This window comes from Bacteroides sp. MSK.20.82, assembly GCF_019052485.1.
Taxonomy (GTDB): domain Bacteria; phylum Bacteroidota; class Bacteroidia; order Bacteroidales; family Bacteroidaceae; genus Bacteroides; species Bacteroides thetaiotaomicron.
In genome coordinates, this window is record NZ_JAHQUN010000033.1 from 1 (window position 1) to 26,148 (window position 26,148).

Annotated in this window: 29 protein-coding genes and 1 pseudogene; 26 read left to right on the plus strand and 4 right to left on the minus strand. The window is 46.4% G+C overall.

Features of this window, described 5'->3' with window-relative positions:
- Positions 1-123: 123 nt before the first annotated feature.
- From KTR07_RS20100 to KTR07_RS20185, 18 genes are all read left to right on the plus strand, one after another.
- Positions 124-747, plus strand: a complete 624-nt coding sequence (locus tag KTR07_RS20100) for a TetR/AcrR family transcriptional regulator (RefSeq protein WP_007832805.1) — start codon at positions 124-126, stop codon at positions 745-747.
- Positions 748-751: 4 nt separating this feature from the next.
- Positions 752-1,891 carry a beta-ketoacyl-ACP synthase III gene (locus tag KTR07_RS20105; protein WP_005802583.1) on the plus strand — a complete coding sequence of 380 codons (1,140 nt, stop codon included), beginning with the start codon at positions 752-754 and terminating at the stop codon, positions 1,889-1,891.
- 236 nt (positions 1,892-2,127) lie between these two features.
- Positions 2,128-2,652 carry a TetR/AcrR family transcriptional regulator gene (locus tag KTR07_RS20110; protein WP_117943186.1) on the plus strand — a complete coding sequence of 175 codons (525 nt, stop codon included), beginning with the start codon at positions 2,128-2,130 and terminating at the stop codon, positions 2,650-2,652.
- Positions 2,653-2,848: 196 nt separating this feature from the next.
- The gene (locus KTR07_RS20115) at positions 2,849-5,188 is read left to right on the plus strand and encodes a hybrid sensor histidine kinase/response regulator (protein ID WP_217290544.1); all 2,340 of its coding nucleotides are present in this window, start codon (positions 2,849-2,851) and stop codon (positions 5,186-5,188) included.
- The gene (locus tag KTR07_RS20120; protein WP_004288700.1) at positions 5,169-6,488 is read left to right on the plus strand and encodes a sigma-54 dependent transcriptional regulator; all 1,320 of its coding nucleotides are present in this window, start codon (positions 5,169-5,171) and stop codon (positions 6,486-6,488) included. The genes KTR07_RS20115 and KTR07_RS20120 overlap by 20 nt, the downstream gene beginning before the upstream one ends.
- A gap of 614 nt (positions 6,489-7,102) precedes the next feature.
- Complete coding sequence (locus KTR07_RS20125) at positions 7,103-8,941, plus strand: DUF3945 domain-containing protein (RefSeq protein ID WP_057098227.1); 1,839 nt, start codon at positions 7,103-7,105, stop codon at positions 8,939-8,941.
- Positions 8,942-8,994: 53 nt separating this feature from the next.
- Positions 8,995-9,267, plus strand: a complete 273-nt coding sequence (locus KTR07_RS20130; protein WP_119193985.1) for a DUF4099 domain-containing protein — start codon at positions 8,995-8,997, stop codon at positions 9,265-9,267.
- Positions 9,268-9,339: 72 nt separating this feature from the next.
- Positions 9,340-11,112 carry a DNA topoisomerase gene (locus tag KTR07_RS20135; RefSeq protein WP_217290790.1) on the plus strand — a complete coding sequence of 591 codons (1,773 nt, stop codon included), beginning with the start codon at positions 9,340-9,342 and terminating at the stop codon, positions 11,110-11,112.
- 296 nt (positions 11,113-11,408) lie between these two features.
- Positions 11,409-11,621, plus strand: coding sequence for a hypothetical protein (locus KTR07_RS20140; RefSeq protein WP_005858548.1), 213 nt, complete (start codon positions 11,409-11,411; stop codon positions 11,619-11,621).
- Between the two features lie 18 nt (positions 11,622-11,639).
- Positions 11,640-11,849 carry a hypothetical protein gene (locus tag KTR07_RS20145; RefSeq protein ID WP_005858546.1) on the plus strand — a complete coding sequence of 70 codons (210 nt, stop codon included), beginning with the start codon at positions 11,640-11,642 and terminating at the stop codon, positions 11,847-11,849.
- 19 nt (positions 11,850-11,868) lie between these two features.
- Positions 11,869-12,843 carry a PRTRC system protein E gene (locus KTR07_RS20150; protein ID WP_036631737.1) on the plus strand — a complete coding sequence of 325 codons (975 nt, stop codon included), beginning with the start codon at positions 11,869-11,871 and terminating at the stop codon, positions 12,841-12,843.
- A 21-nt stretch (positions 12,844-12,864) separates the two neighbouring features.
- Positions 12,865-13,086, plus strand: coding sequence for a PRTRC system protein C (locus KTR07_RS20155; RefSeq protein WP_005858542.1), 222 nt, complete (start codon positions 12,865-12,867; stop codon positions 13,084-13,086).
- Between the two features lie 34 nt (positions 13,087-13,120).
- Positions 13,121-14,230: a hypothetical protein gene (locus tag KTR07_RS20160; protein ID WP_151853339.1), complete on the plus strand. Its 1,110-nt coding sequence runs from the start codon at positions 13,121-13,123 to the stop codon at positions 14,228-14,230.
- A gap of 10 nt (positions 14,231-14,240) precedes the next feature.
- On the plus strand, positions 14,241-14,942 hold the full coding sequence (locus tag KTR07_RS20165; RefSeq protein ID WP_057098230.1) for a prokaryotic E2 ligase family D protein: 702 nt from the start codon (positions 14,241-14,243) through the stop codon (positions 14,940-14,942).
- Positions 14,939-15,718 carry a PRTRC system ThiF family protein gene (locus KTR07_RS20170; RefSeq protein ID WP_146265065.1) on the plus strand — a complete coding sequence of 260 codons (780 nt, stop codon included), beginning with the start codon at positions 14,939-14,941 and terminating at the stop codon, positions 15,716-15,718. Before KTR07_RS20165 ends, KTR07_RS20170 begins: the two co-directional genes overlap by 4 nt.
- Positions 15,719-15,877: 159 nt before the next feature.
- Complete coding sequence (gene tssD / locus KTR07_RS20175; protein WP_151853338.1) at positions 15,878-16,804, plus strand: type VI secretion system tube protein TssD; 927 nt, start codon at positions 15,878-15,880, stop codon at positions 16,802-16,804.
- A 1-nt stretch (position 16,805) separates the two neighbouring features.
- Positions 16,806-17,849, plus strand: a complete 1,044-nt coding sequence (locus KTR07_RS20180) for a hypothetical protein (protein WP_151853337.1) — start codon at positions 16,806-16,808, stop codon at positions 17,847-17,849.
- Positions 17,839-18,294 (plus strand): hypothetical protein, encoded by a 456-nt coding sequence (locus KTR07_RS20185; protein ID WP_151853844.1) that lies wholly within the window; start codon positions 17,839-17,841, stop codon positions 18,292-18,294. Before KTR07_RS20180 ends, KTR07_RS20185 begins: the two co-directional genes overlap by 11 nt.
- 19 nt (positions 18,295-18,313) lie before the next feature.
- On the opposite strand, the pseudogene KTR07_RS28815 reads toward KTR07_RS20185, so the two are convergent.
- From KTR07_RS28815 to KTR07_RS20195, 3 genes and pseudogenes are all read right to left on the minus strand, one after another.
- A pseudogene (locus tag KTR07_RS28815) lies at positions 18,314-18,490 on the minus strand (NYN domain-containing protein); the annotation flags it as partial.
- A 21-nt stretch (positions 18,491-18,511) separates the two neighbouring features.
- On the minus strand, positions 18,512-18,814 hold the full coding sequence (locus KTR07_RS20190; RefSeq protein WP_151853419.1) for a helix-turn-helix domain-containing protein: 303 nt from the start codon (positions 18,812-18,814) through the stop codon (positions 18,512-18,514).
- Positions 18,815-19,052: 238 nt separating this feature from the next.
- Positions 19,053-19,883, minus strand: a complete 831-nt coding sequence (locus KTR07_RS20195; protein WP_192914061.1) for a phosphoribosyltransferase — start codon at positions 19,881-19,883, stop codon at positions 19,053-19,055.
- A 210-nt stretch (positions 19,884-20,093) separates the two neighbouring features.
- Here KTR07_RS20195 and KTR07_RS20200 point away from each other — a divergent pair, with 210 nt between their 5' ends.
- The 3 genes from KTR07_RS20200 (at position 20,094) to KTR07_RS20210 (ending at position 21,316) form a co-directional block, all read left to right on the plus strand.
- The gene (locus tag KTR07_RS20200; protein WP_004288683.1) at positions 20,094-20,387 is read left to right on the plus strand and encodes a helix-turn-helix domain-containing protein; all 294 of its coding nucleotides are present in this window, start codon (positions 20,094-20,096) and stop codon (positions 20,385-20,387) included.
- Complete coding sequence (locus KTR07_RS20205) at positions 20,384-20,686, plus strand: helix-turn-helix domain-containing protein (RefSeq protein ID WP_151853417.1); 303 nt, start codon at positions 20,384-20,386, stop codon at positions 20,684-20,686. Before KTR07_RS20200 ends, KTR07_RS20205 begins: the two co-directional genes overlap by 4 nt.
- 396 nt (positions 20,687-21,082) lie before the next feature.
- Positions 21,083-21,316 carry a hypothetical protein gene (locus KTR07_RS20210; RefSeq protein ID WP_007562558.1) on the plus strand — a complete coding sequence of 78 codons (234 nt, stop codon included), beginning with the start codon at positions 21,083-21,085 and terminating at the stop codon, positions 21,314-21,316.
- A 423-nt stretch (positions 21,317-21,739) separates the two neighbouring features.
- Here KTR07_RS20210 and KTR07_RS20215 read toward each other — a convergent pair whose 3' ends face one another.
- A complete protein-coding gene (locus KTR07_RS20215; protein WP_007760219.1) occupies positions 21,740-22,432 on the minus strand; it encodes a LexA family transcriptional regulator in 693 nt (230 codons plus the stop codon).
- A gap of 103 nt (positions 22,433-22,535) precedes the next feature.
- Between KTR07_RS20215 and KTR07_RS20220 the strand changes: the two genes are divergently transcribed.
- From KTR07_RS20220 to KTR07_RS20240, 5 genes are all read left to right on the plus strand, one after another.
- The gene (locus KTR07_RS20220; RefSeq protein ID WP_007760221.1) at positions 22,536-22,742 is read left to right on the plus strand and encodes a hypothetical protein; all 207 of its coding nucleotides are present in this window, start codon (positions 22,536-22,538) and stop codon (positions 22,740-22,742) included.
- Positions 22,743-22,750: 8 nt separating this feature from the next.
- Positions 22,751-23,143, plus strand: coding sequence for a hypothetical protein (locus KTR07_RS20225; RefSeq protein ID WP_195373676.1), 393 nt, complete (start codon positions 22,751-22,753; stop codon positions 23,141-23,143).
- Between the two features lie 145 nt (positions 23,144-23,288).
- Positions 23,289-23,555, plus strand: coding sequence for a hypothetical protein (locus KTR07_RS20230; RefSeq protein ID WP_195373674.1), 267 nt, complete (start codon positions 23,289-23,291; stop codon positions 23,553-23,555).
- Positions 23,556-23,616: 61 nt separating this feature from the next.
- A complete protein-coding gene (locus KTR07_RS20235; protein WP_007758937.1) occupies positions 23,617-23,997 on the plus strand; it encodes a hypothetical protein in 381 nt (126 codons plus the stop codon).
- An 11-nt stretch (positions 23,998-24,008) separates the two neighbouring features.
- Positions 24,009-26,114: a hypothetical protein gene (locus KTR07_RS20240; protein ID WP_195373672.1), complete on the plus strand. Its 2,106-nt coding sequence runs from the start codon at positions 24,009-24,011 to the stop codon at positions 26,112-26,114.
- Positions 26,115-26,148: the final 34 nt, after the last annotated feature.

Sequence of the window (26,148 nt, forward strand, 5' to 3'; positions counted from 1 at the left end):
AATTACAAACTTTTAAATCAAGAATCAGAAGATGTTTTCAACTGCTGATTCGCATTAATATTAAAAACCAAATGTATTTTCATCTAAAAAAACTACTTTTGTGTGATACTAAAAAAGATTATCATGAAAGGAACAAAAGGTTCAGAAACAAAAGCTTTAATAAGGGAGACTGCATTCAAACAGTTTCTGACAAAAGATTACAGCATGGTCCCCCTAAAGGATATAGAGAAAAGCCTTAATCTGTCAAGAGGCTGTACTTCTTATCATTATCCGACAAAACAGGAATTGTTTATAGATGTCATCAACGTTTATATTTTAGACGTGCAGCGGGTAAAACATGCGTCAGATAATCTGTCAGGTTTGTCTTTATTCGAATACTTCAATCAATATGTTGACAACATTGCAAAAGCAATGGATAGACTTTCTCAGTTTGTCATGCCGGAAGCTAATATTAATGGTACGCGTGCGTATATGAGTCTGATTTTGCAGGCTGAAAAATATTATCCCGGATTTCACCAGATGCTGAGTGAGATTGAAAAAAATGAGATGGCGCAGTTAAGACAGGTTGTTGTCAAAGCACAAAAGGACGGTGAGATACGCAGCTCTTGCAATACAGATTTGCTTGTTCAACAAATCAGATTGATTTTCTTGGGTAAATCATATCAGGATGCATTAAGAAATGGATTGGATGTGAATTCCTTAAGAGAACAATTGTACTTTATATATTTTCTAATTAAAAACAAGTAAGAAAATGAAAAATGATGTTTTTATTACGGGAACATCTTGTTATTTCCCTAATAAACCGGTCTCTAATGAGGACATGGAAGAGTTTTTAGGATTGATTGCAGGAAAACATTCAAGAGTTAAGCCTGTCATCTTAAAGCAGAATGGTATCAAACAACGTTATTATGCACTCACAAAAAGACAGGAAATAACGCATACAAATGCGGAAATGGCGGCTGATTCAATACGGAAGCTGTTACAGGATTCTTCTGTTTCGGAGTCGGATATTGAATTGTTGGCATGTGCAACCTCAAGTCCGGATCAGATGCTTCCGTCCCATGCTTCTATGGTTCACGGATTGCTGAAAAACAAGCCGATGGAAATCTTTTCTGCTTCAGGTATCTGCTTGTCATGCCTTCAGGCATTTAAAACCGCCTTTTGGGGTATTTTATCAGGAGAAAAAAAGAATGCGATATGTAGTACTTCAGAATTGACTTCGGCTACACTGCTTTCAAAGAACTATGATATTGAATATGAAAAATGTGCCGATATAGGAACACAGCCCTATATGGCACTGGAGAAAGATTTTTTGCGTTTTATGTTGAGCGATGGCGCCAGTGCTGTATTGCTTCAGAATCAACCGGGTAAGGAAAAGACTTTAAAAGTTGAGTGGGTGGAAATGACTTCATTTGCGAATGAATTGCCCACGTGTATGTTTATGGGAGCAGAGAGTAAAGATGACGGGGAGTTGAAAAGCTGGAAATCATTCAGCAGTCAGGAAAGGATAGACCGTTCACTGTTTGTTGTAAAACAAGATGTAAAACTGCTGGGAAACTATGCTGTACGATATTGGGCTAAGCACATTAAGTATTGTCTTGAGAAACATAATGTATTGCCGGATACAATTTCCTATGTTCTTCCTCACGTTTCTTCCATGTTTTTTTATGATAAAATAATAAATGAGCTTGAACAAGTGGGGATTGGAATCGACAAGAGCAAATGGTTCACTAATTTGCCGGAAGTCGGAAATATTGCTTCAGCAGCCATATTTGCGATTCTGGATCAATTCTGGAAGACACATAAGCTCATGCCGGGAGAAAAAATACTGCTGCTTGTCCCTGAAAGCGGACGCTTTTCTTATGGAACAGTGCTATTAAGTGTCGTATAAATTTGGAAATAAACGATAAATAACGTATTTTTGCGCTGTTAAAACGACATAGTATAGTATCATATATCATCTTCCAAACGAAAAGTGGAAAATTTCAAAGAGATAAGATGGAATATGACGGCTTGCGCTATATTAAAATATATAGCACAGGTGCGTCAGCATCATCTCTAGGTATTCCACTACCGCGTTGGGGTGTTGATTGCGTCTGTGCTATTTTTTATAATATAGGCAGTAGGATGGACCCGAATTTGAAACAGCGGATTATAGAGGAGGCATACAGGTTATTCATCACAAAAGGAATGAAGCAGACCTCATTCTGTGATGTGGCTGTTGCCGTGCATAAATCCAAAGGGGCTGTCATACACTACTTTCCTTCCAAAAAGAAACTGATTGATGCGGTTGTCAGAATGCGTTTTTTCCCCGACTCGCAGATTTCTTGTGAAATGTATTCCTTGGCTGACAAGGATTGGAATGAGTTTTTAAGGCAATACAGGAATCCGATAGAACGGGTGATAAACAGTTTTCCAAAACATCTGAATGGCAATCTCCTGATATGTTATATGCAGTTTGTTTCCTCCGCCCATGAATATATGGACGAATTTCCACAAATGTATCAGCAACTCCTTATCCGGGAACAGGACTTTCTTTCCAATGTGGCTTATGGTCATAAAATAAGTTTGAAGGATGCCAAGGCGTTCAGCAGACAGGCATTGAACACTTCTATTGGTAAGACTTTCTTGGGGATGTTCTCAGAAATTTAAGCCCGCATTCCTTTCCTTTTCCTCCCTATCAGTTCATTCCGTTGTCTTTTAGACTGATAAATGATAAAACTTTACTTGCTGGAACCTGTTTTTTTTCATTATTCTTGGAAAAGGCTTATCTTTGCAAAATAAACCGACTAGTCGGTTTATTTTGCAAAGAATTTTAATAGAATATAATGAATTAAAAAGTGAATAATTGGAAAGTAGGAATAAATTGTTGAAATCTTTGCGCCTGCAACCGCTTCTTGCCAAAATAGCGGTAGGATATATGGTCAAGATTGTAATCATAAGTGGTATTGCTTACGTTGGCATCTGCGAATGGAAAGAGACTAAGGCCAGGGAAATGGAAGTACGGATGATTAACCGGAAAAAGCATGAGATAAATGATATATATGTGAGAATGCTCAGGCTTTCTTTCTTCTGTGAAACCTTTATGGAGTGGAGTGAGCAGGATTTTTTATTATTTCAGAAGCAGAGACGGCACATTGACAGCCTGTTGTGTAGCTTGAGGTACTCCTCTTCCGGCTCACATACAGACAGCATCCGTAATTTGTGGAGCGACAAGGAGCGGTATATGCGGGAAATCATATATTGGGTACACAGGCAGGAGGAAGCCGACCGGGAAATTGCAGCGCAGATTCCGGCCATTGCCAGACAGAGTGAACGGGAAAATGCCCAAAAAGGGGGATTCCTGAAGAGGTTGTTCGCAAAACGCCACAAGGCGGATTCTCCTTCTGCCGCCTCCATGCTTCATGAACTTAACCGGAGCGTGGTGGGCAGACAGCAGACGTATGCCCGGAAGCTGGCAGAACGGACGGACAGCTTGGATGGGATGAACAGAAGGCTGAACGTGCAGTTGCGGCAGATGATTGAGAATATGGACGGAACGGTACAAGCGGAATTGAAGAGACAGGAAGAAGAAGTTGCGGAAGCCGGGAAACGGTCATTTGCCACGGTCATCGGTCTGACGGCATTCATGGTTTTGCTGCTGATATGGTCTTACATGGTGATACACCGGGATATGATGCGTATAAACCGTTATAAAAAAAGGCTGGAAGGCACAGTCCGTCAATTGGAGCAGACCGTTCTTGAAAACGAGGAGCTGATTGAGGCAAGAAAGAAAATCATGCTGGCCGTAACCCATGACTTGCGCGCGCCGCTTGCTTCTATCAGCAGCTATGCGGAATTGCTTTCCACGGAAAGAGAAGTGTCGAAGTGCAGGGAATACAACCGGAACATACGGCAGGTGGCGGGACACATGTCTTCCATGCTGAATTCCCTGTTGGGATTTTTCCGGTTGGAAAGTGGCGGAGAAAAGGCCGTTCCTGTCCCGTTCAGGTTATGTTCCGTCACCGAGATTTTGGAAACGGATTTTATGCCGCTGGCGGCAGGAAAAAACCTTTTGCTAAACGTGCTGAGTGCCGGAGATGCGGTTGTTATAGGAGATAGGGACAGGATAATACAGATAGGAAGCAACTTGTTGTCCAATGCAATCAAGTTTACGGAGCGGGGAAGTGTAACGGTTCGCACACAATTTGACCAGGGCGTATTGACGCTTATCGTGGAAGATACCGGCACCGGAATGGACGATGAGGAGCAGACACGCATTTTCACTGCATTCGAGAGGCTTCCCAATGCGATTGCGGAAGAAGGGGTCGGACTGGGACTTTCAATAGTAAAAGGTCTGGTCGGATTGTTGAACGGCAGGATTGAAGTGGCAAGCCGGAAAGGGTTGGGCAGCCGGTTCACTGTCTGTCTTCCTCTGGCTGTGGCAGAGGAAGCGATGGCGGAGAGCGGCAGGAGCCGGATTTCCGTACGGTCCTATACGGTACTGGTATTGGACAATGACACCGTTTTGCTGGCGGCAATCAGGGAAATGTTTGCGTATCACGGGGTGGCTTGCACGGTATGTGAGAACACGCGTGATATGATGGAGCATGTCCGCAGCCGTAGTTATGACCTTTTGATTACGGATTTGAAAATGCCCCGGACAAACGGATTCGAGGTGTTGAATCTCCTGCGCATGGCCAATGTGGGAAACTCACGGAGCATTCCGGTTATCGCGAGTACCGCATCGGGAAACTGCGATACGGGGGATTTGTATGCGGCAGGATTTTCGGGCTGTTTGAAAAAGCCGTTTTCCGCCGAAGAACTTTTGCAGGTATGTACGGAATGTCTGGGAAGTGAAAGGCAGTCTGAACAGATAGACCTCGATGCCCTGCTGAAATATGGGAACAGGAGGAAGATGCTGGATACCCTGATTCGGGAGACAAGGAAGGATATGGAGGCTATGGCTGAATGTGCAGAAAAGAATGATCATGAGGCACTGAAAGAATGGATACATCATCTGACAGGCTCGTGGGAGATCATTCATGCCGGCAAGCCGCTGCGTGAGTTGTTTGCACTGCTTCAGGATTCGGGAGAGTTTTCTGTGGACGAGTTCGGGCGGACTGTACAGCAGGTATTGGATAAAGGAAAAGAAATAATATGTTTGGCACAACAGGCTAAGAAGGCTTATGAGAGTAATTGTTGTTGAGGACAATGTCTTGTTCTGTAATTATATCTGCAATTTTTTGCAGAAGGCGGATTTGGATACTGTAAGGACTTACAGGCTGGCACAGGCTAAGAAGGTCATTGGGACATCCGTCCGTGAGGATGACATCGTATTGGCGGATTTAAGATTGCCTGACGGGGAAAGTACCACGCTGTTGCAGTGGATGAGGGAGAACGGCTATATGCACCCGTTCATCATGATGACTAATTATGAAGAGATACATTCTGCGGTTCATACCATGAAGCTGGGTGCGGAAGATTATATCCTCAAACCGCTGGTTGAAACCAGGCTGCTGCCCGTCATCAAAAAAATAAGGACGGTGAACGAGGCTTTCACCAAGGTAATCTATGAACGCAAAAGCACCCCTTTTTGCGAGTTGAACCGGTACATTCACATGGTAGCGCCGACGGATATGACGGTACTGATATTGGGAAGCACCGGAACGGGAAAGGAACACCTGGCAAAAAAGATTCACAGGCAGAGCCTCAGATCCGGCAAGCCGTATGTAACGGTCGATTGCGGCAGTTTGTCCAAAGAGCTGGCACCTTCCGCCTTTTTCGGTCATGTCAAGGGGGCGTTTACCGGAGCCACAGAGGAAAAGGCAGGATATTTTCAGGAAGCGCAGGGAGGCACCCTGTTCATGGATGAGGTGGAGAACCTTTCGATAGAAACGCAGCGGATGCTGTTGCGTGCCATGGAGGAACGGCGGTATCGTCCGGTAGGCGGACAACGGGACAGGCTGATGGATGTGCGCATCATTGCGGCCACCAATGAGGATTTGCAGGAGGCTGTTGCGGAAAAGCGTTTCCGGAAGGATCTGCTTTATCGCTTTCAGGATTTTACCATCACCGTACCTGCATTGCATAATTGCCTGGAGGACATACTGCCTTTGGCGGATTTTTTCCGGGAGCAATCTTGCGGGTTGCTCCGGAAAGAGGTCTTGGATTTTGACGAACCGGCAAAGAAGATGCTGCTGGGATACAGTTGGCCGGGAAATGTACGGGAATTGAAGCAGGTCATTCATGCGGCGGTATTGATATGCAAAGGAAAACTGATTACCCCCAATTCCTTACGGCTCCAATATACGGGAGAGTCCGTTTCTGACCCCATGGGGAAAGAGAAGATAGACAAGTGTTTGCAGAAAGATGAAAGAAGAAACATAGAGCAGATCAAGACGGCTCTTTCCATCTCTAAAGGGAACCTGACACAGGCAGCGGCCTTGTTGGGAATCAGCCGCCCGACCCTTTACAAGAGAATGAGCCTGCACGGAATTTCCAGATAGGTTTGTTTGCGATACAGTTTTCCCCCTCATCAAAGGAAAATCGAATTTGTCTTGCCGGCCGCATTTGCCGAATCTTTTCGTGGAAATTTTCCTTGCGGCTTCGCCGTGGAAAATTTTCACGAAAAAGAATGCGGCGGCAATCCAGATTCGATTTGAAAAACGATTACAGGGGCAAACTGCGACCGACGTGACGCATGGATAAAGGATATGGGCTGCTTGAAGAGGCCGTGTTTCATAATCCATGAAATTCCACATATCCAGCCGGAATACAGGTCTTATGAAAGTCTTGCTGTAAAAAAGCGGAAGGCATGAGAAGACAGGGGGCTTCAGCTCCCTCTGTTCTGCATGGTTTTGTCTTGCCTGCCCGCCCGCTCTTTTTCTGGTGTCGGATGCGCAGGCTTTTTCCCTTCTGCCTCACGTATCTTCTCTCTTTCCGTTTATTCACTTCCCTTCTTCTCCGTTCACGGTTTAGCCGTTGGAAACAGTTATGTTTATGACATCTGACGACATTTGATGACATCTGATGACACCTTTTTGAAAATCAGCATATTATTTGGAAATACCCCATACCTTTGAAGCGTCAAAGCAATTCATTAACCCCTAAAAGAAAAGGTATGGCACAAGAAAAGACCCCGAACGAAAAGCCCAAACGGACCCGGAAGCCGAAGGCCGGAAGTGATGCTCTTCCGGTGGAACAGATTACGGAATTGATGCTGGTTCATAACAAGAACGATCCGAAATTCGGAGTACAGGCTGTCAGTGAAATTGACAAGGACGGAAAAGCGAAGACGGTTCCGGCGGACGAGAAGAATGAAAACTCATTCCTGAAATTCGACAAGAATTCGAGTATTCTCGAAAACTTCATCAAGAATTTTTGGAGCCAGCTCAAGGAACCTACCCATTTCCGCCTGCTCCGCATGACCTACCACGACTACAAGGTGAACAAGCAGGCCATCAGGGATTTGTCGGAGGGAAAGCAGACGGATGCGGTGAAAGAGTTCCTCAAACGCTACGAAATCCGTCCAAGAGAAAACAAGAAGGAACAAAGTGTAAACCCAAAAGAAAAAACAGCTATGGCAGACAAAGAGACACAACCGCAGGAACCCCTGCAACAGAGCGAAGTACAGCAGGCGGCACAGCAACAGCAGCAGCCCCAGGCTCAACAGGCAGCGCAGGAGTCGCAAGGACCGCGTTACCGGTATAATGAGAACATGGTCAACTGGGAGGAGTTGGAAAAGGTCGGAATCTCAAAGGCTTCGCTGGAACAGCAGGGACTCCTTGATTCCATGCTGAAGGGCTACAAGACCAACAAACTGGTGCCCCTGACCATCCATCTTTCCGGTTTGCTGACAGCCAAACTGGATGCAAGGCTCTCACTCATCCCGCAACAGGACGGACAGGTGGGACTGGCCATTCACGGCATACGCAAGGAACCGCAGTTGGAACGTCCTTATTTCGGGTTTAACTTTAACGAGGAGGACAAGAAGAACCTGCGTGAGACCGGCAACATGGGGCGTGTGGCGGAACTCAATCTGCGCGGCAGTGAATATACCCCCTGTCTGATTTCCATTGACAAGAGCACCAACGAGCTGGTTGCCGTCCGTCAGGAGCACGTTTACATCCCGCAGGAAGTGAGCGGGGTCAAACTTACCGCAGAGGAAATCAGGCTGCTGAAGGAGGGACAGCCTGTCAAAGTGGAGGGCATGACTTCCAAAGCGGGCAAGGAATTCGATGCCACACTCCAGTACAGTGCCGAGCGCAGGGGACTGGAATTCATCTTTCCGAAAAACCAGATTTTCAACGAACGTTCCATCGGAGGCGTACCTCTCTCGCCCACCCAGATAAAAATGCTCAGCGAAGGACATACCATTCTGGTGGAAGACATGAAGTTCAGGAACAGGAATGACACCTTCTCGTCCTTTGTAACGATAGACAAGGTAACGGGGCGCCCGAACTACACGCGGCACAATCCGGAAACCGGAGAGATTTATATTCCAAAGGAAATCTGCAACGTGCAGCTGACCGCCGAAGACAGGGAAACCCTGCGCAAGGGACAGCCGGTCTATCTGGAAAACATGATCGGGCGCAACGGGGAGGAATTCTCCTCGTTCGTCAAGCTGGATATGAATACCGGCAGGACGATGTATTCACGCACGCCGAACGGATTCAACGAGCAGCAGGCACCGCGTATTCCGGCGGAGGTTTACGGGCACGTGTTCACGGCACAGGAAAAAGCGAACCTCCAGGATGGCAAGACTTTGCTTGTCGAAGGGCTGAAAAACAACGGGCAGACCTTCAGTTCCTACCTGAAAGTCAATCCCTATTCCGGGCAGTTGCAGTATTTTCAGGAAAATCCGGACATCCGCAGGGACACTTCCCGCCGTGCCGCACAGACGGAGACCGCACAGGGACAGCAGCAGGAGCAGAAGAAGGGTGCATCGCAGGCGGTATAGACCTGCCCGGAGAGAAACAGAATCAATCATACAAACCTAAAAAAACGAATCGTATGAATACGGATCAGAATACCCGTCATATTTATAAGACGGAAGATATCGACTGGGACGGTCTGAAGGCCGCAGGTATCAGTAAGAAACAACTGGAAGCGGAAGGCAACATGGAACTGTTGCTGCAAGGAAAGGAAACGGGCATCATTCCGCTGAAACTCCATATTTCGGTCCTCAGCCTGACAATGGATGCCACGCTGAAGCTGGTACCCGACGGCAACGGCAGGCCGGTCATGGAAATAAACGGTCTCCGTCAGAAGGAGGAGGCAGTTTGACCGGGAAACAATAAGTATAACTCACGTTCCGTGCCGTTCCTGACGGTACGGAACATCAAAAGGAAAAAGAATATGATAGCGATAGTGACTGACAAGCCCAATGTGGGCAGAGAGATAGCAAGGGTTTTGGGAGCTGACAGAAAAGAGAACGGATATATGAGCGGAAACGGATACATGGTAACATGGACATACGGCAACATGCTTTCCCTGGCGATGCCGAAAGATACCGGTACGGCATGGGTGGAGCGGGAGAACTTCCCCCTGCTGCCGCCTCCTTTTCTGACGGTACGGCATGTAAAGACGGACACGGGATGGAATCCCGACATCAATGCGGTGCTCCAGTTGAAGGTGATAGCCGGGGTGTTCGATGCGTGTGACACCATTGTTGCGGCAACCGACGCTTCCCGCGAGGGGGAAATGCTGTTCCGGTATCTTTATCGTTTTTTGGGATGCAGGAAACCTTGCCTCCGCCTGTGGATCTCCTCCTTGACGGACGAAGCCATTGCCAAAGGAATGGAAAACCTTCGTCCCTGCAGCCTGTTCGACAACTTGTTCTTGGCGGCAGACAGCCGCAACAAGGCCGACTGGCTTCTTGGAGTCAATTCGAGCTATGCCGTCTGCAAGGCGGTCGGTTTCGGCAACAACTCGCTTGGAAGGGTACAGACCCCTGTATTGGCAGCGATAAGCGGACGGTACCGGGAAAGGGAAAATCACATTCCCGCAGACAGCTGGCCCGTATTCGTCAGCCTCTGCAAGAACGGGAAGATAATAAAGATGCGGCATGTGGAAGATTTCTGCAACCGCCGGGATGCCCTGGAACTTTACGAGGACTGCAAGGCGGCAGGATATGCCCGTATCACGGCGGTCAACAGCCGGACTGAGGAAATCACCGCACCTGCCCTTTATAACCTGACCGGGCTTCAGAAGGATGCGAACCGTTACCATAACCTGACAGCCATACGGGTGCAGGAAATTACCCAAAGCCTGTATGAGAAAAAACTGATCTCCTGCCCGCGCACTTCCAGCCGTCTGCTGCCCGGAGACGTGTATGACATGTTGCCTCCGGTTATGGAAAAGCTGCTGTCCGGCAAGGAATTCCGTCAATATGCCGGTATAGTCGACCTTGCTGCAAGGAAAGGCGTAACCGGAAATCAGGACACGGCGGAGCATCATGCCATTGTCATCACCGGCATACAGCCGGGGGAACTGGACAGGGAGGAAAGGCTGGTTTACACCCTTGTTGTCGGCAGGATGCTTGAAACGTTCATGCCGCCCTGCAAGGTGGAATATACGACGGTTGAAGCGGTCTGTGCCGCACGCAAGTTCCGCATCCGTACATACCGTATTCTGGAAGCGGGGTGGCTCGGTATCTTTCAGAGGGAACGGCTTGTCGCGGAAGACAACGACCTCTGTCCCGTACCCCCTGAACTTTTTCGGGAGGAGAAGCTGCCGGTAACGGGATGCAGCCTTATACACAGGAAATCGCTGCCCGCTGCCCCTTATACGGATGAGGAACTGGCGGACTATATGGACAAGACCGGTCTGGGAACCGCATCCACGCGCACGAATATCATCCGTACGCTTCTGGAGCGTAAATATATCCGGTATTCGGGCAAATACATTATCCCGACCCCGAAAGGTCTTCTTTTATATGAAACGGTACGCGGAATGAAAGTGGCTGACGCCTCCCTCACCTCCGGCTGGGAAGCGGAGCTGGCACGGATTGAACAGGGAGAACTCACACAGAAAGAATTTCTGGATGGCGTATTGGAAACGGTAAATGAGGTTACCGGTGAGATTTTCCAGAAACTTTCGGAAGATGGACAGCCGCATGGTTCCATATAGACGGCTGGGCGGAAGGTACGGAACAGAAGAGGTGCAGACTGGGGTCTGTGCCTCTTTTTTATATATGTACAAGATACGTTTTTCCGCTTTTAAGCGGCAAAGGTCTTGGATTGCCTCGTTTTTGCCGCAAGGCGGCCCCTTTCAGGGGCTGGTCGGCTAAAAGAAAATCATCCTCGCTTCGCTGCGGTATTTTCTTTTGCCAAGCCTTGCGCAAAAAGGCAATCCAAGGGCCGGAGGCCTATAAAATCGGGAAAACATATCCCGATGGGATTATTCATTCTTAAAAATTTAAAGACATGAAACTGAAACTCATCGAAAACATCTGCAGGCAAGTGGTCGCACTGGTTCTGCTTACGGGAATATGCCTGCTTTACTGCAAGGGCGTCATTCCCGTGTACCTGTCTGTCCTGTTCCTTATGTCCGGAACACTGGTCCGTCTCGCCTTCAGGACATTCACCTTTGTCTTGAAAACAATCCTTGTCCTGATTGTCATGGGCATGCTTGTATAACCATCAAATACAGAAGATATGAGAACTTACACATTTACCTCCTCGGCTCCGGTCATGCCGGCTGCATGGCCTGCCACAAACCGGACAACACCTGTCAAAAGACAGCCTCCCTGTACGACAGACGGGCCCAGACGTATCGGCTACTATCTGGAACCGTTGAAAGGCATCGCCTCGAATCCGGACAGGCAGAGAATCCTGAAGGATTTTTTCAAGGAAACTTATGTATAACATTTTAAATTTTACCATTATGTTTTTTCAAGCAATCAACCAAATGATTACGGCAGGCACAGACCTGAGTATCAACATCAGACGGGTAAACGACAATCTGACGGTAGCCGTCGTTCCCAGACGGTCGGGAGTAAAGGCCGGAGAACGCATTGTCCCGCTCATCCTGAACGGTACGCCGGAAGAACTGGATGCAGGATTCCTGCAGGCTGTCGGTGCACCCGTACAGAAAGCGCAAGGTATCCTTACCAACCTGGAATCGTTCGAGAAGCAGGCAGAGCAGGCGGTTTCACAAAGCAAAACCTCCAAGCCTACGGTGGAAAAGGAGTCCAAGGAAGCCCGTGAAAAACGGGAAAAGATGGAAAAACTGCTGAAGAAAGCTGAGGATGCCACGGCAGGAAAGCATTATTCCGAAGCATTAACCTGGCTCAGGCAGGCTAAGGTACTGGCACAGCCGGACAAACAGGCGGACATTGACAAAAAAATGGCGGAAGTGCAGAAGAAGGCATCCGAGGGAAGTCTGTTCGACATGGTACAGCCGCCGGTAACTGCTCCACAGCCATCCTTGCAGCAATCGGCTCCACAACCGATGGCAGCCCCGACGCCACAATACCGGAGCGGAGAGCAAGTTCCGATGTTCATGCCCGAACAGCCTGCTCCGGCTCCGCAACCCGTTGCACAGCCGCAAGTACAGCCCGTACAATATAGGCAACCTGCACCGCAACCGGTTCCTCAGCAGGCTGCTCCACAACCGCAAGACATCCAGTTCCATCAACCGGTACAGGTGCCGCAACCGCAATTGGCGGACAATCGCTGGATGCAACAACCGGCTCCGTCACAGTATGCAACGGTGCAGGAGGCTGCAATGTATAACTTCGACAAGGATTACGAGGATGACCGGGAGCTGCTCAGGGAGGACCCTTATGCGGAATATCCGGACTTTCCGAAGGAATGCCGCATGACGGATATGGCACAAATGGATATGGTATATTGTTAAACCCTATAAAAGAAAAATAATATGGCACTTGAAATCAAAGGATTGCAGAGAGTATTCAAATTCAAGAAGGACTCCGTGGAGCTCGTGTTGGATGATCCGAACAGCGAACTGTCCGTAAACGAGGTGATGGACTTCTATTCCATGACCTACCCTGAACTGACTACGGCAACGGTACATGGTCCTGAGTGGGAGGACGACAAGGCGGTTTACCGCTTCAAGACAACCATCGGAGTGAAAGGGTAAGCGGTATGAACAAGAAAAAAAAGGATAAGGAAACATGCAGACAGCTTTCAGAACAAGCCAAGGATGGACTGGCACGGCTGATTATTCTCTCAGTAAGTTCGTCCCACATCCGAAGGGGAACCTCGGAACGGAAAAGAAGGATACTTCTGCCACCGGGAAGCACAATGCTTTTCTGACCGGTAGAATCACACCCCTTGCACCGGATTATTGGCATCAGGATATGGATAATGATTCTCCGGTCAATCTCACGACTCCGGAAAATTTTGACTATCTCTACCGGTCGGCATCAAGATATGCGGAACTTATGGGCATAAAACTCCCTTTCCGATACAGGAAAGGGGGGTGCCCCCGCCTGAATATTGCCGAGTTGTACAGAGTTATGGAAGAGTGTGTACCGGAGTGTATCAATCTGGAAAAGAAAAGCGGAAGGCTGCATTTCTGTCTGTTCCGCCATCATGACTGGCCGGAACCTGCTTTGTTTTGGATTCCGGTTGATTTTACGGAACGGCTTCCGGTACCATTAAAGGACATTGTCAGGGAGTTCATCCGGCAATTTGTCCGGCATCACGGGCTGTACGATGTTACCGAGACATTTTATTATGACTTGGCCATAGAAGAGCTGGAAGACTGGGGAAACCGGGATTCCGATGCTTCCCCGAAGGAGATCAGGGCGAACAGACGACTGGCGGATTCCTATCAGTCTGGAAAACGGATGAAAGCACTCAGACGGATGTCGGGCAAACCGTTCTGCAAGTCTTTGGAAGAGGCTGTGCGGAATTACCGGACAAAAAAGGAAAAAGAGCTGAAGCTGTTGGAACTGATAGAGGACGGCATGGCATTGATTACTCCGGAAAGCCCGGTCCTGACAGGCTACCAGTACGATTGGGCTTATGAAGAGGAATGCGATTTTCCCCCGGTGGGAATGGAAAGCCAGGTCATGCTGGTCTATTCTACTGGTGATACGCTGATGGAGTGTGTCAAGGAGTATATGAATTCGGACTACCGGGAGGTCTATGCCCTTACTCCGGTCACTTACAAGCTACTGACACCGGAAACGGACTGTCTTTTTCAGATGGATGACTATCCGGAAAGGCTTTCCAGATGGTTGGTGCGTTTTACAGACTATATTGATGACAACTTTTAAAACGAATGAAATGAATGAACTGACTAAGAAACTTCAACAGGTGATGGTTCCCAAAGCGGCACTGATTGCTTACGAATACAGTGATGGCCGCTATGGACACGGGACATATTATCTCGAACTGCATCCGATCAACGACAGAGGCCGGATGGAGGCTGCCGTCCCCGTTACGTATGAATTTATGGACTCCCTTGTGGAATACTATACGGATAACCGGCAGGATGTACCGCATGGGAAAATCCCCGCCAATATGCTGTGGTGCGATACACGCAAGGGACACGAGAGGTACATCTGGTACAATCCTCCAGGAAAACGGCAGATGTTCTTTTCCGAAAGGCTGAATATTCCGGACGGGACATTCCATGTACCCGGTGTCATTTACAGGGTTTCCGGTGACAGACTGGAAATTTTTGCCTATAAGGGAGAAGCACCGGCAGAAGACAGCCCGCTTTTCCTTGCCCCGTTTTTCAATGTAACGGGAAGCAGTGTCTGTCTGGGAAATGCCTCGTTGACTCCTCCGGAAAACATGACTTTCTCAAAACTCCTTGAGTATTGGGAAAAACGCTTCTGGCTCAGTGAATTTTCCCATTTGGGAGGAAGCAGGAATCCCACCGAAAGCAATCTGGTTTCGGTGACGGAAAAGGCACGGACCAATCCGTTTGACTATAACGAATTGAAACCTATGGACAGACAACTTAAAGACTTATTGGTATGAAAAAGATTCATTATACAGACAGATACCTGCTCAATCCCCACCATCCCGTAACCGTTTTCGTAATCGGTGCGGGCGGAACCGGATCGCAGGTGGCCACCAATCTGGCAAGAATGAGTATCGCATTGCAGGCACTCGGACATCCGGGCCTGCACGTGACGGTTTTTGACCCCGATACTGTCACGGAAGCGAATATCGGACGCCAGTTGTTCAGCGAATCCGAGCTCGGACTGAACAAGGCGGTGGCACTTGTAACCCGTATCAACCGCTTTTTCGGCTTTTCATGGGAGGCAAAAAGGCAATGCTATCCGTCAGGAACATCAGATTCCGTTTTGGCGAATATCATCATCACCTGCACGGATACCACCCGTTCACGGACCGGTCTGTGGCGTTTTTTGAAAAAGCATAGGGAACGTTCATACGATGACGAGAAATCACCGATATACTGGATGGATTTCGGCAATGCCCAGACCACCGGACAAGTACTGATAGGTAATGTCAAAAGCAAGATACCGCAGCCCTCCTCCACTGAATACCTGCCTATACCCAAGATGAACGTCATAACGGAGGAAGTCCCTTATTCCACCATCAGGGAGAAGGATTCAGGACCGAGCTGCTCGCTGACTGAGGCATTGCAAAAACAGGATCTCTTCATCAATTCCATGTTGGCACAAATCGGATGCGACGTCCTGTGGCGCATGCTCAGGGAAGGAAGAACGTTCTACCGGGGAGCCTATCTCAATCTTGACACGTTACGGGTAAACCCCATCCCGGTATAGAACACAAAAAGGCGTTTTCCTATTGTCTGGGCAGACAAAGGGAAACTGCCTTTTTTATATTTCCCTCACTTTCTTGTATATATGTGAAACTATTTTTGTATAGTTTTTGGAATTATCCCTTATTTTTCATTACTTGCAAACGAAACAAAATTGTGGTTTATGGCTGGATACAAAACAATAATGAGAACAGGCAGCATTTATAATACAAATTCTGACGGTGTGCCTTTTTTCACGGATGTCTTTGAGGTGGAAAGTATGGAATACTCTTTCGACAGAGGGATCAGCGATAACGGCAAACCTTCCACTCCTATCATTGGCGGTATGGTTACCGTTGCATTCAGGGGATTTCCTCCCCAATATCTTCATAAATGGATTCTTGGAAGTGAAGAAAGGATGAATGTGCAGCTGGAGGTCTTGAATCTATCGGAAGCAAGAATACCCGAAGAAACATTGCAGTTACTTAATGTAGCTTGCATTGCAATGAAGTTTTCTTATGAAGGGTTTGGCAAACAAGGTCTTGTCACAACCATACTCACATTGCAAGGTGAAGATGTTACATTAGGCTCGGACTCTCTGTTTTATGAATGGCAGGAAAGTCGGGATAAACCGCAACGGACAGCAACCATATTCAACTCGACCTATAATGCAGACAAGGCAATTCCCATTGTTGTTGACCCATGTATCAAGGCATTTATGGAGATTGACGGGGACAGAGAACTGAATTCGTATAGTCTGGACTCTTTCTCCATAGAATTTATGCAACGTGTGAATCACAAAGGAGAACCCGCATGGGAAGAGAAAGGAGGATTGTTTTCCATATCACTGAACCATCCTTCAAATTTTCTGTTCAACCATTGGGCTATGTATAAATACAAGCAGCAACACTCCGGTTACATCATTTTCAGGAATCCTGATGGGCTGTCCAGTGCCGTTCTTTCCATTCGTTTTGAGAACGCATATTGTATAAGCTATAAAAAATCCGTATCAACTGCAACCGATGGAATCCTTTTGGAAATGATTTTCACACCGGAGTTCCTGAAGTTCGGAAATATAGATTTCAATAATGGTAAATGGGCAGAAGAGTGATATGGAACATAAGAATACAAATGACAAGAATGAATACCACTTCCAGCTGCCGGAAGTGGTAGTGAAAGGTAAAATGCCGGGATGGATGCGCAGGCAATTGGGTATGGTGCTTCACCGTAATCCTGCATTGTTCAGAAAATGCATGAAAAATGCCACTTCATTAGAGGAAGAACAGTTTTATTTTAATCTGGCTTTCAATGCGGCAAGGGAAGAAACCAGTCAACAGTTTGTTCAAGCCGCTTTGACGGCAGCAGGGATTATTTCCGCCATATCCACCGCAGGAGCTTCACTCGGTTTTACTTCCTTGGGAAAGGTTGGTGGCAGATTATGGGGAAGTTCTGTTTCCCATAATGCAACCTTGACATCACGGCTGACAGCAGCTATGAAAGATATCGGCACTAAAGGAGTGCGTACAGTTTCAAATGCCATAATGAGAAATGCTCCAGGACAGCATACATTGTCAAACATTACAGCAAAAATGCTGTACCCAAAACATACAACACTGAAAATGATACTGAAGGCAGGAGTGGGTAATGCTTCTTGGCAGTATGCTTATAAAACAATTTATAACATTTATATTGAAGATATGAGTTTCAAAGTCGCACAAAAGGAAGCTATGAAATCAATCAATTTTGTAGAAGTAGAAGCTAGTGCGTTGGGATTGCCACTTGGTTTTAGTTCTGCGTTATCGTCTGCCTTTAATTACAGTATAGAAAAACAAGAAAGTGTTTTTGATTCAATTTCTACAGAAAGGTTCCTTATTAATTGGGGATTAGGATATGCTTTCAGTAAAGTGGAAAGCAAGATTCCTTTTGAGATACAGAACAAAAGAGAAATAGTTCTTTCAGTAGGACTGAATACGGCAACTCAAATTCCACATTTAACAGAGACAGCAATGCAAACGGTCTATCGAGGATTAAGATTTGGGGAGATCTTAGATCAAGGGGCTATCAAGTTAGAATTTTCATTAACTCAAGATTTTTTTCAGAACAAGATTGATATTATTTTTCCAAAAACTAATAATAAAGAAACAAATGGTAAATAAGTATATAAATTGGATAAAAGATAATTGTTGGATAATAGTAGGTATCTTATTGGCTGTAAATATGACTTACATCTATTTTTCTGATAAATATTACTTTTATAGTTCCGAAAATGTACGCTATACTATAGCTAAGTACAAAGGTAGTAAATACTTTATAGGGAAAACTTCTACTATGCGTTATAGTTTTTCATATGAAGTCTATGGAAAAAACTATAATACATATACAGAAGCCACTCTGAGCAATTATAATCTTGCAGAAGATAGGCTACTGATTAAGTATTCTGAAAAACAACATGAATATGGTGATGTTATAAAAACAATTGTTCCTAAATGGGTATTATCCCCACCCAAAGACGGATGGAAACAATTCCCTCCCGACATAAACTGGAAAGGTGCTGAGCTGGATACAGCGTATATGAAGAAAATGAATATAGAGATACCATGATTGGTAGTGCCGTGCAGCTTTTCAGCTGCACGGCACTTGCCCATTTGTCTGTCATGACCTGCTCATATCGGTTCAGCTTTTCATAAAGTTTGCCCAATGTTTTTCACCTATATCTTATGGCCATTAATTTTGGCATCATTCTTTTCAAAGTACCGCCGATTAGGGAAAGGGAAGCTTCTTCTTTGCTGTCAGTAGCATAACTTTTCAGGGATGGCATTCACGCTTTTATCTTTTTTTTCCCACGTTTCTGTAAAAACTCCTGTATTTCCGAGCTTCTGTAGAAGTTTTTCCCGTTATCGTCCGTCTGGTAATAACGAATCAGCCCTTTTTCCCTGTAACGGGCGACTGTCCGCAATGACACGTTTAGCAGTTTGGCAATGTCATAGTTGTCCAAAAGCTCGTCTCCGTTCAGGCAGTCCTTCACGCGTCCCATCCTGTCCAGTTTCTTTTCTATACGGTCAAAACCTTCCACTATGGTCATTATCATTTTTTCAAGCACTTCATTGTCTATATACATCATGGCAATTTTCTCCTGTCTTTTTAAAGGTTATTACTGGAATACCCTTTTCTTGTGCGCACTTTCAAGAGTATATGCCATGTTCAGTGAAAAATGTATGCCACATTATCCGTTTATATTGGACGGGGAATTATATAATGCTGCAAATCAATAAAATACAGATATAAAAATAGTATAGGGGAAATTGAAATGTAAAAATTCGAGGTGTAAAATTGTAAAATCCGAATGTAAACTTTACAATTTACAGGTCGTCAGACCTTCTCCGGATCAGGACTGATAGATGGCGTTTCCATACCAGGCGTTTTACTTTTGTCGGCGAAGGCATCTGAAAGGTACGGGCAAGAAATACAGCACCTTCCACTTTGGCACCGGCCCTTTCCAGATTATGGGCGTATTCCATCAGGCTGGATCCGCTGGTCAGCAAATCATCGACAATCACCACGCGCTTTCCGTACAGATCGTTTGACATCATATAGTTGGCGGTATTTATTTCAGAGCGTTTTTCTGAGGTGTGTTTACACTCCCTGCTTTCCGTAATGCATATTAAATCCAGTCCTGAACGGACATAGCCATGCGTTTCCAGAAAACTGGCAATACCTGAGAAACGTCTGTAATAGCGGTCTGATGTGCTGCACGGCATAAACATGGCAGTAATATCCTCATCAGTGGAAAGAAGCAGGAATGCTTGTGAAAAATATTCCGTACAGCTGTCTTTTCCATCCTTGAAATCATATACTTTTTGCACGAATGCCAACTGGTCATCACAAAGCCAGCTTTCAAAGCGTTTGGGAAAATAATAGCCGGCAAACACGCAGCGAATGCTCCCGAATGAGAACAATCGCAACGGACGGACTTTATCAAACAGCTCAGGACAAGTCAGCGCATATAACAGCGGTGCATGAGGATTTCCTGCTATGATGGCTTGACGTAGCGGTTTCTCCCTGTCTTCCCGCTCATCGTAGGCTGCTGCATATTGGCATAGCACCTTGCCGCACTTTTTCCTCCAGTATTGTCCGTATATCCAGAGAACGATAGCCGCTAGTAATAATGTTGCATTGATTATCAGTTCCATATTTCCTGTTTTTTTATTTTCGGACAGATTGCCCGGGATAAAAATACTGTTTTTCCGGTAAAGAAACAGACTTTTAGCCATTCTTTTAATTTGCTTCCCCAAACAGAGCGGTCTCTGACATCTGATGACATCTGATGCCGTTTGATGACATCCTTTTGCCCACGACTTTTACTTCCCGTATTTTCGTGCCGGACAAAAAAAGCAGAGTTTATGGAGTTTGTATGTATCGAAGCTAAGGCATTCATGGAAATGAATGAGGCTTTGGAAGCCGTTGAAAAGAAAATGCGTGAAACATGCGGAGGAGGCATCTGTAGTATGGATGACTGGATTGATAACCAGGAAGCGTGTATGCTTATGAATGTCTCGCCCCGAAAGCTGTTGCAACTTCGGAGAAGCAGGATTATCCCTTACAGCCATATAGACCGCAAGGTATATTACAGGCGTCAGGATATTATACGTTATTTGGAAAACAGTATTCACCATGTAACCCCCGAATCCTTATGACTCAATTCATACTGACTAAAGAAAGCCCTGAGATTATACGTTTTTTTCGGAACATAAGCACCCTGTCCAAAATGCTGGATGATCAGGAAAAAAGCCTTCGTCCGGTTCTGAACGGAGAGCGTTACATTACCGACAGCGAGTTGGCGGAGAAATTGAAGCTGACACGAAGGACGCTGGCTGATTACAGAATGAACGGCAGGCTGCCCTATTACAAAATAGGAGGCAAACTTTTATATAAGGAAAAGGACATTCTTGTTCTGTTGGAAAAAAACAGGGTGGAAACATTTGATCATTGGTAATATGGGGCATAGAACGAAGCGGTTTTTTCAATGGTCGGGAAAAATGGGCGAAAGGTTTTGAAAACCAAAGGGTTTAGGCATGATCGGGAAAATGGGCTGAATATTTCGAAGCGGTTTTTCTCTTTACATGGGATTACATCTGCTTTACGTTTGAGGGGCTTTTCTTCGGATATTCGGGGGATTGCTTTACATCGGGCTTGCAGATGGGGCTAAAACGGCCTGGAAGGGCTTTGTTTTCGGCTGTGTGGCCGTTTTATGGCTGGGTTGATGGATTTTGTTATATGATGGTGTGAACGGCTGTATGGCCGTTTTTTTATGTCTATTTTCAAATATGATGCCTTGAAATTCTTCTAAATAAGCATTATTTGGTATATTTGCAGCATAATATAAACGAGTATGGCAAAAGTGATTCATGTGCATTTGCTGCATAAAATAGACGGGACGAAGCAGAAAGACTGGTATTTCAGCAGTATATCGGCTGTTTATACGGTTCTGACAGCAGATCAGGTGGGGGCAACCAAGAATTACCTGCTTCATGCCGGACTGTCTGGTAACGGCACAATATGCACGAAAAAGGCTATAATTAAGCAATCTACGCTCATTTCGGGCGGTAGTAAGGGCAATGGTTAGAACGATATAATAACGCCGTTAGAAAGGCTTGTAGGCGTTATTTCTTTGAATGCTGATTGGGGAGCTTATGGCTCCCCTTTTTTTATGTCTGTACGGGTGGTATTTTTAGTTAGGGGTTACTATTGGGGTTACTGTTAGGGGTTACTACTTCTTTAAGTTAGGGGTTACTTTAGGGGTTACTTTTTCGGATTTTGGAGGGTTCGCCCGAAATAGGAAAGAATGTAGCAAATGTAAATAAGTGCCGTTTTTCGCTGTTTTCAGATAGGAAAAACGACACTTTTTTTATTGATACACATTATATATATAGCGCGAAACATTTGATTTACAGTTGTTTTTGTGTCCTGCTACCCTGAAAATTCCTTGAAAAGTGTGTGCGTGCGTCTTATTGTGCATGTTGGGTGATATGACGCATGTGCTTCCTCATTAGAAGAACTTGCTGATGCTTCCAATGACTTCAAAGACATTCATGATGCGTGATTTGTCGAATTCCTGCTCATCGTAGTCCTCTGTATTAATGGGAATGAAGCGCAACTTGCTTGGATCCGGCGACCTGCGCAGTATTTTGATGGTACGGATGGTGTCCAATACCACTGCATAGATCTCTCCATACTGGATGTCGTTGAGTGTGCATTGTCGCAGGGCGATGATGTCGCCATGGTTTATTTTGGGTTCCATGGAGTGCCCGGTGACATTGCACCAGAGGCTGGCTTTCTCGAATCCCCTTATTACAATGTTGGTGGCAGGTATGTTTACCTGTGAATTAAACACTTCATCAAAGCCGCCGATGAAATCCACATCGTAATACGGTGTGCCGATGCCTGGGTTCATGGACGTGGTTGGCATAGCTGAAGTGGTTGTATCATTCGATATTTGAATATCGGTAGAACCATCTTTTATCATACTTCCTTTGCTGGTAAGAAGCCATTCGATATTTACATCTGGAGCATAAGCGAGAAATCTTGCTATGTTATCTTCGCTGATTCCATTATTTTGTTGTAGAATTCCCCTTGTAACCCCCGATTCTTTATAGAATTCATAGGGGGTTACACCTTTGTTTTCTAAGTAAAGCAAGATATTTTGCTTTATAGGCGATTTTTCTTGTTGTTTTTCTTTCATAATCGAGAAATCTTGTCTATATTTGCAGCGTGTTTAAGATGTAAACAGCGCGCCAAATATACAAAAAAGGCGTGTGATTAGCGAATTTTAAGGATTAAAGAAAATGAACGAAGAAATAAAAGAATGGCAGACACAGAGCGTGAAGCACAAGGTTGCTTACGTGTTGATGATGGACGGTATCAGCTTCAGATACACCGAAGAGAATGGGATTGTGTTTTCAGCCCCCGATTTTTATGTGAGGAACCTTATTCGCCGCTTGATGAGTTGCTACGGCGTGAGTTTGAAACCGATTATAAACGAATTTAAATAAGTGAGACTATGACACAGCAAGAATTTATGGAACGGACGGGAATAACTCCTACAGCAGAGGATTTTGATTACATCCATGCGGTTTATTTGAACACTTCGATGAACAAGGATGAGTTCTGCAAAGATTTCAAGAAACATGGGGACAGCCGGATTATCCGTGATGTTCATGTACGGGTGCTGAACTATGAGATGAAATGTGAACGGCAAAAGGAAGTTATCGGCAACCTGACCGACTTCCTGATTGGCAAGGCGCATGCGTATGACGATACCGATTTCCGCAAAGAAGCGGTAAGGCTGGCCGGTGAGGTGGAAGTGGTGAAACGGACCATCGAATTGGGGCTTCCGCTTTGGGATGAAGACAGAAAGGTTGTCCTTTCGATGATAGAAGAACAAGGCAAATAGATTGTCGGATAACTGGCAGCCCGGAAAGACGGGCAGGGGCGGCAGGCACGGCCGGAGAGTTGGTAAATCGACAATGAGAAAGCGTAGAAAGCCGCCGGGGTTCGATTCCCCGCGCCCCACGATATTAACCTCTAAAATTTAGATTATGGCAAAGAATTTCAATCCGAGAACAGCAGAGAGTCTGTTCAAACAGAAGTTGCGCACAATGATAGGCAATACGGCACATACGCAGAATATTGCTGACCAGGCGATGGAGCTGGCTGGACAATTCATGACGGAGGATGAGATAAGCAACTCGGATGCCTACCGGGTGATAGAGAATGTGAGCTGTGTGTGTGAGGAAGCGATGCAGGTGCTGGTCGAAGAACTGCAGAAAGGGACACGCCTTCATGAAATACTGACGGGTGATTAGGAAATAGCGGAAGCCGTTGAAAACCTTTGAACGAACGATAACGATTAAAAAGTATGACGATATGAGAAAGCAGATTTTGACAGATAACGAGACCAAGACCTTCTTGATGAAGACATTCGGATGCAGCCGTCAGGCTGTGTGGCAAGCACTGAATTTTGTCCGTGACAGCGATCAGGCGCGCCGGATACGCACTCTTGCCCTGAAGCGAGGCGGCAAACTGACTGACGGGAACTTCATTCCGAACTGCGAAACCACCTTCGAGGAGTGCGAGAAGACCATGACCTGCACTTTCGGTCCCCGTGTAAAACTCGTGGTCCACAGAAAGACCAATGATGTGGATGTGTACGTGGACGGAAAACGGACTGAAACCTACCAATGTGAATTTGTATCGGATTTCATGCAGCTGCAGCACGAGACCCAACAGATGGCATCTGCCTTATAAATAGAAATGAAATGGAGTATTATGGAAAGATATTGTGCATATCCTACAATGACCTGACTTACGATGACCGACCGGTGATGGTGAACGGAAAGGCAGACTATAGCAGAAGCCGCACGCTGAAAGGAGTTCATCCTTCCACTCTTTCCGAAGAAGAACTTGCTCCCATCATGTCGATACCCAATTACAAGAAGTTAGCGGCAAAGGAGAAAATCAATGTAGTTCGATCCGGAAGAGGTCTGGGAGGTTACGTTTTGGTAGAAATAGCCACCATGCCCCTACGGTTTCAGGAAAGGATAAAACTAAAATACGGAGATATGAAAGAAGACGTAATAAGAAACTGGCTCGGCAGCCATTATCACATCGATGCGAAAGCCCGGGAATTTTACACCCGGTTTCGTTTTGACAACGGAGATGCACTGCCACCGGAACACATCCAAGAATATACGGTAAACGCTTCGGTAATTGAGGCAGTGATGCGTGCCATGGAGGATGCCACGTTTATGCGAAAGGCCATGAAGGCAGGACCGGTGAACTGGGGAGAACTGGCTGGAGCCATCAGTTACTACCAAGCAGAGTTCGGACATACCTTGCCTGTCAGTTCCAACCGCTTCAAGAAGCGTGTGAATGACTTCAAGGCCAACGGCTATGAAAGCCTTATCAGCCGCAAGTTCATGAACCAGAACCGCCGGAAAGTGACCTATGACATTGAACGCCTGCTGCTGAGCATCGATGCCCAACCGGAGCAGCCCTTCAATACCACCGTGTGGGAACAGTACAATCTATTTGTGCAAGGAGAACTGGAGCTATATGACCCCGAAACCGGCGAGGTGTTGAATCCGGCAGACTTTACCGACAAGGATGGAAATCCGCTGGTATTGAGCCCGGCCACAGTAGCCAACTACCTAAACAACCCCAAGAACAAGGCCCTTCGCGGTAAGCTGCACATGAGCCAATGGGATTTCAACAACGCCTACCGCCCCTACCATCTGCGCAGCATCGGTGAATATTCCTTGAGTAAGGTTTCGCTTGACGACCGCGACCTGCCGCGCCCAATGAAGGACGGCAACCGCGTGAAAGCCTATTATGCCTACGATGTGGTGAGCGGTGCTGTAGTGGGATATGCCTACAACCGGTACAAGACAGGCGAGCTGTTTTTGGACTGCATGCGAAACATGTTCCAGACTCTGGACCGGAACGGCATGTATATCCCCGCCGAGTTGGAAGTGGAACACCACCTGGTAAGCGACTTTGCCGACGGATTGATGCAAGCCGGTACCGTCTTCCCCCTGATCCGCTGGTGTAACCCCGGGAACTCGCGTGAAAAACGTGCCGAGCACAAGAACCGCGAAAAGAAATACGGTGTGGAGAAACGCACGCAGGTAGGCATTGGCCGCTGGTGGGCCAAGCTGGAAGCCAACCGCCCGAAGGAAGAAAAGGTGTATGACGAAAAGAACAACACCTACAAGGTGAAGACCTATAGTTATGAAGAACTGGTAGCCGATGATATACGCGCCATTGAGACCTTCAACGCACAGCCTCACCCCAACCAAAAGCGCTATCCGGGCATGAGCCGTTGGGATGTGCTTTGCGCCCATCAGAACCCGAACCTTGCCCCTTGGGACAAGGCCGTTCTTTACCGGTTCATCGGGCAGCATACCGAAACAACCATCCGGCAGAACACCTACTGCACGGTGATGTACAACCAATACGGACTGCCCAGCCCGGAAATCATCGAAAAACTGGAGCCGAGAAACTACAAGGTAGATGCCTATTATCTGCCCGATGCCGACGGAACCATCAGCGAGGTATATATCTACCAGAACGGACGATATATCGCCACCTGCAAGGCCGTAGCCCGTTACAATGAGAATACAGCCGAGCAGACCGAAGCCGACAGGGCAGCCTATACCGAACAGGCCAAGTATGTAGCCAAATTCGACAAGATGATGAAGGACGGAAAGATCAAGCGTGTGGGCATCCTTGCCAAAGAGGAAGCGAAACTGATAACAGAGGTACAGGCTGAAGCCGTTCCCCTTCCTGCACAAGCCGAAGAAGACGATTACTCAGCCTATATGGACATCAGTGCTTTCGAGCATGATGCAGTAGCCAAGATATAATTAACGACGTTAGAACGAATTTAAAACAGCATTC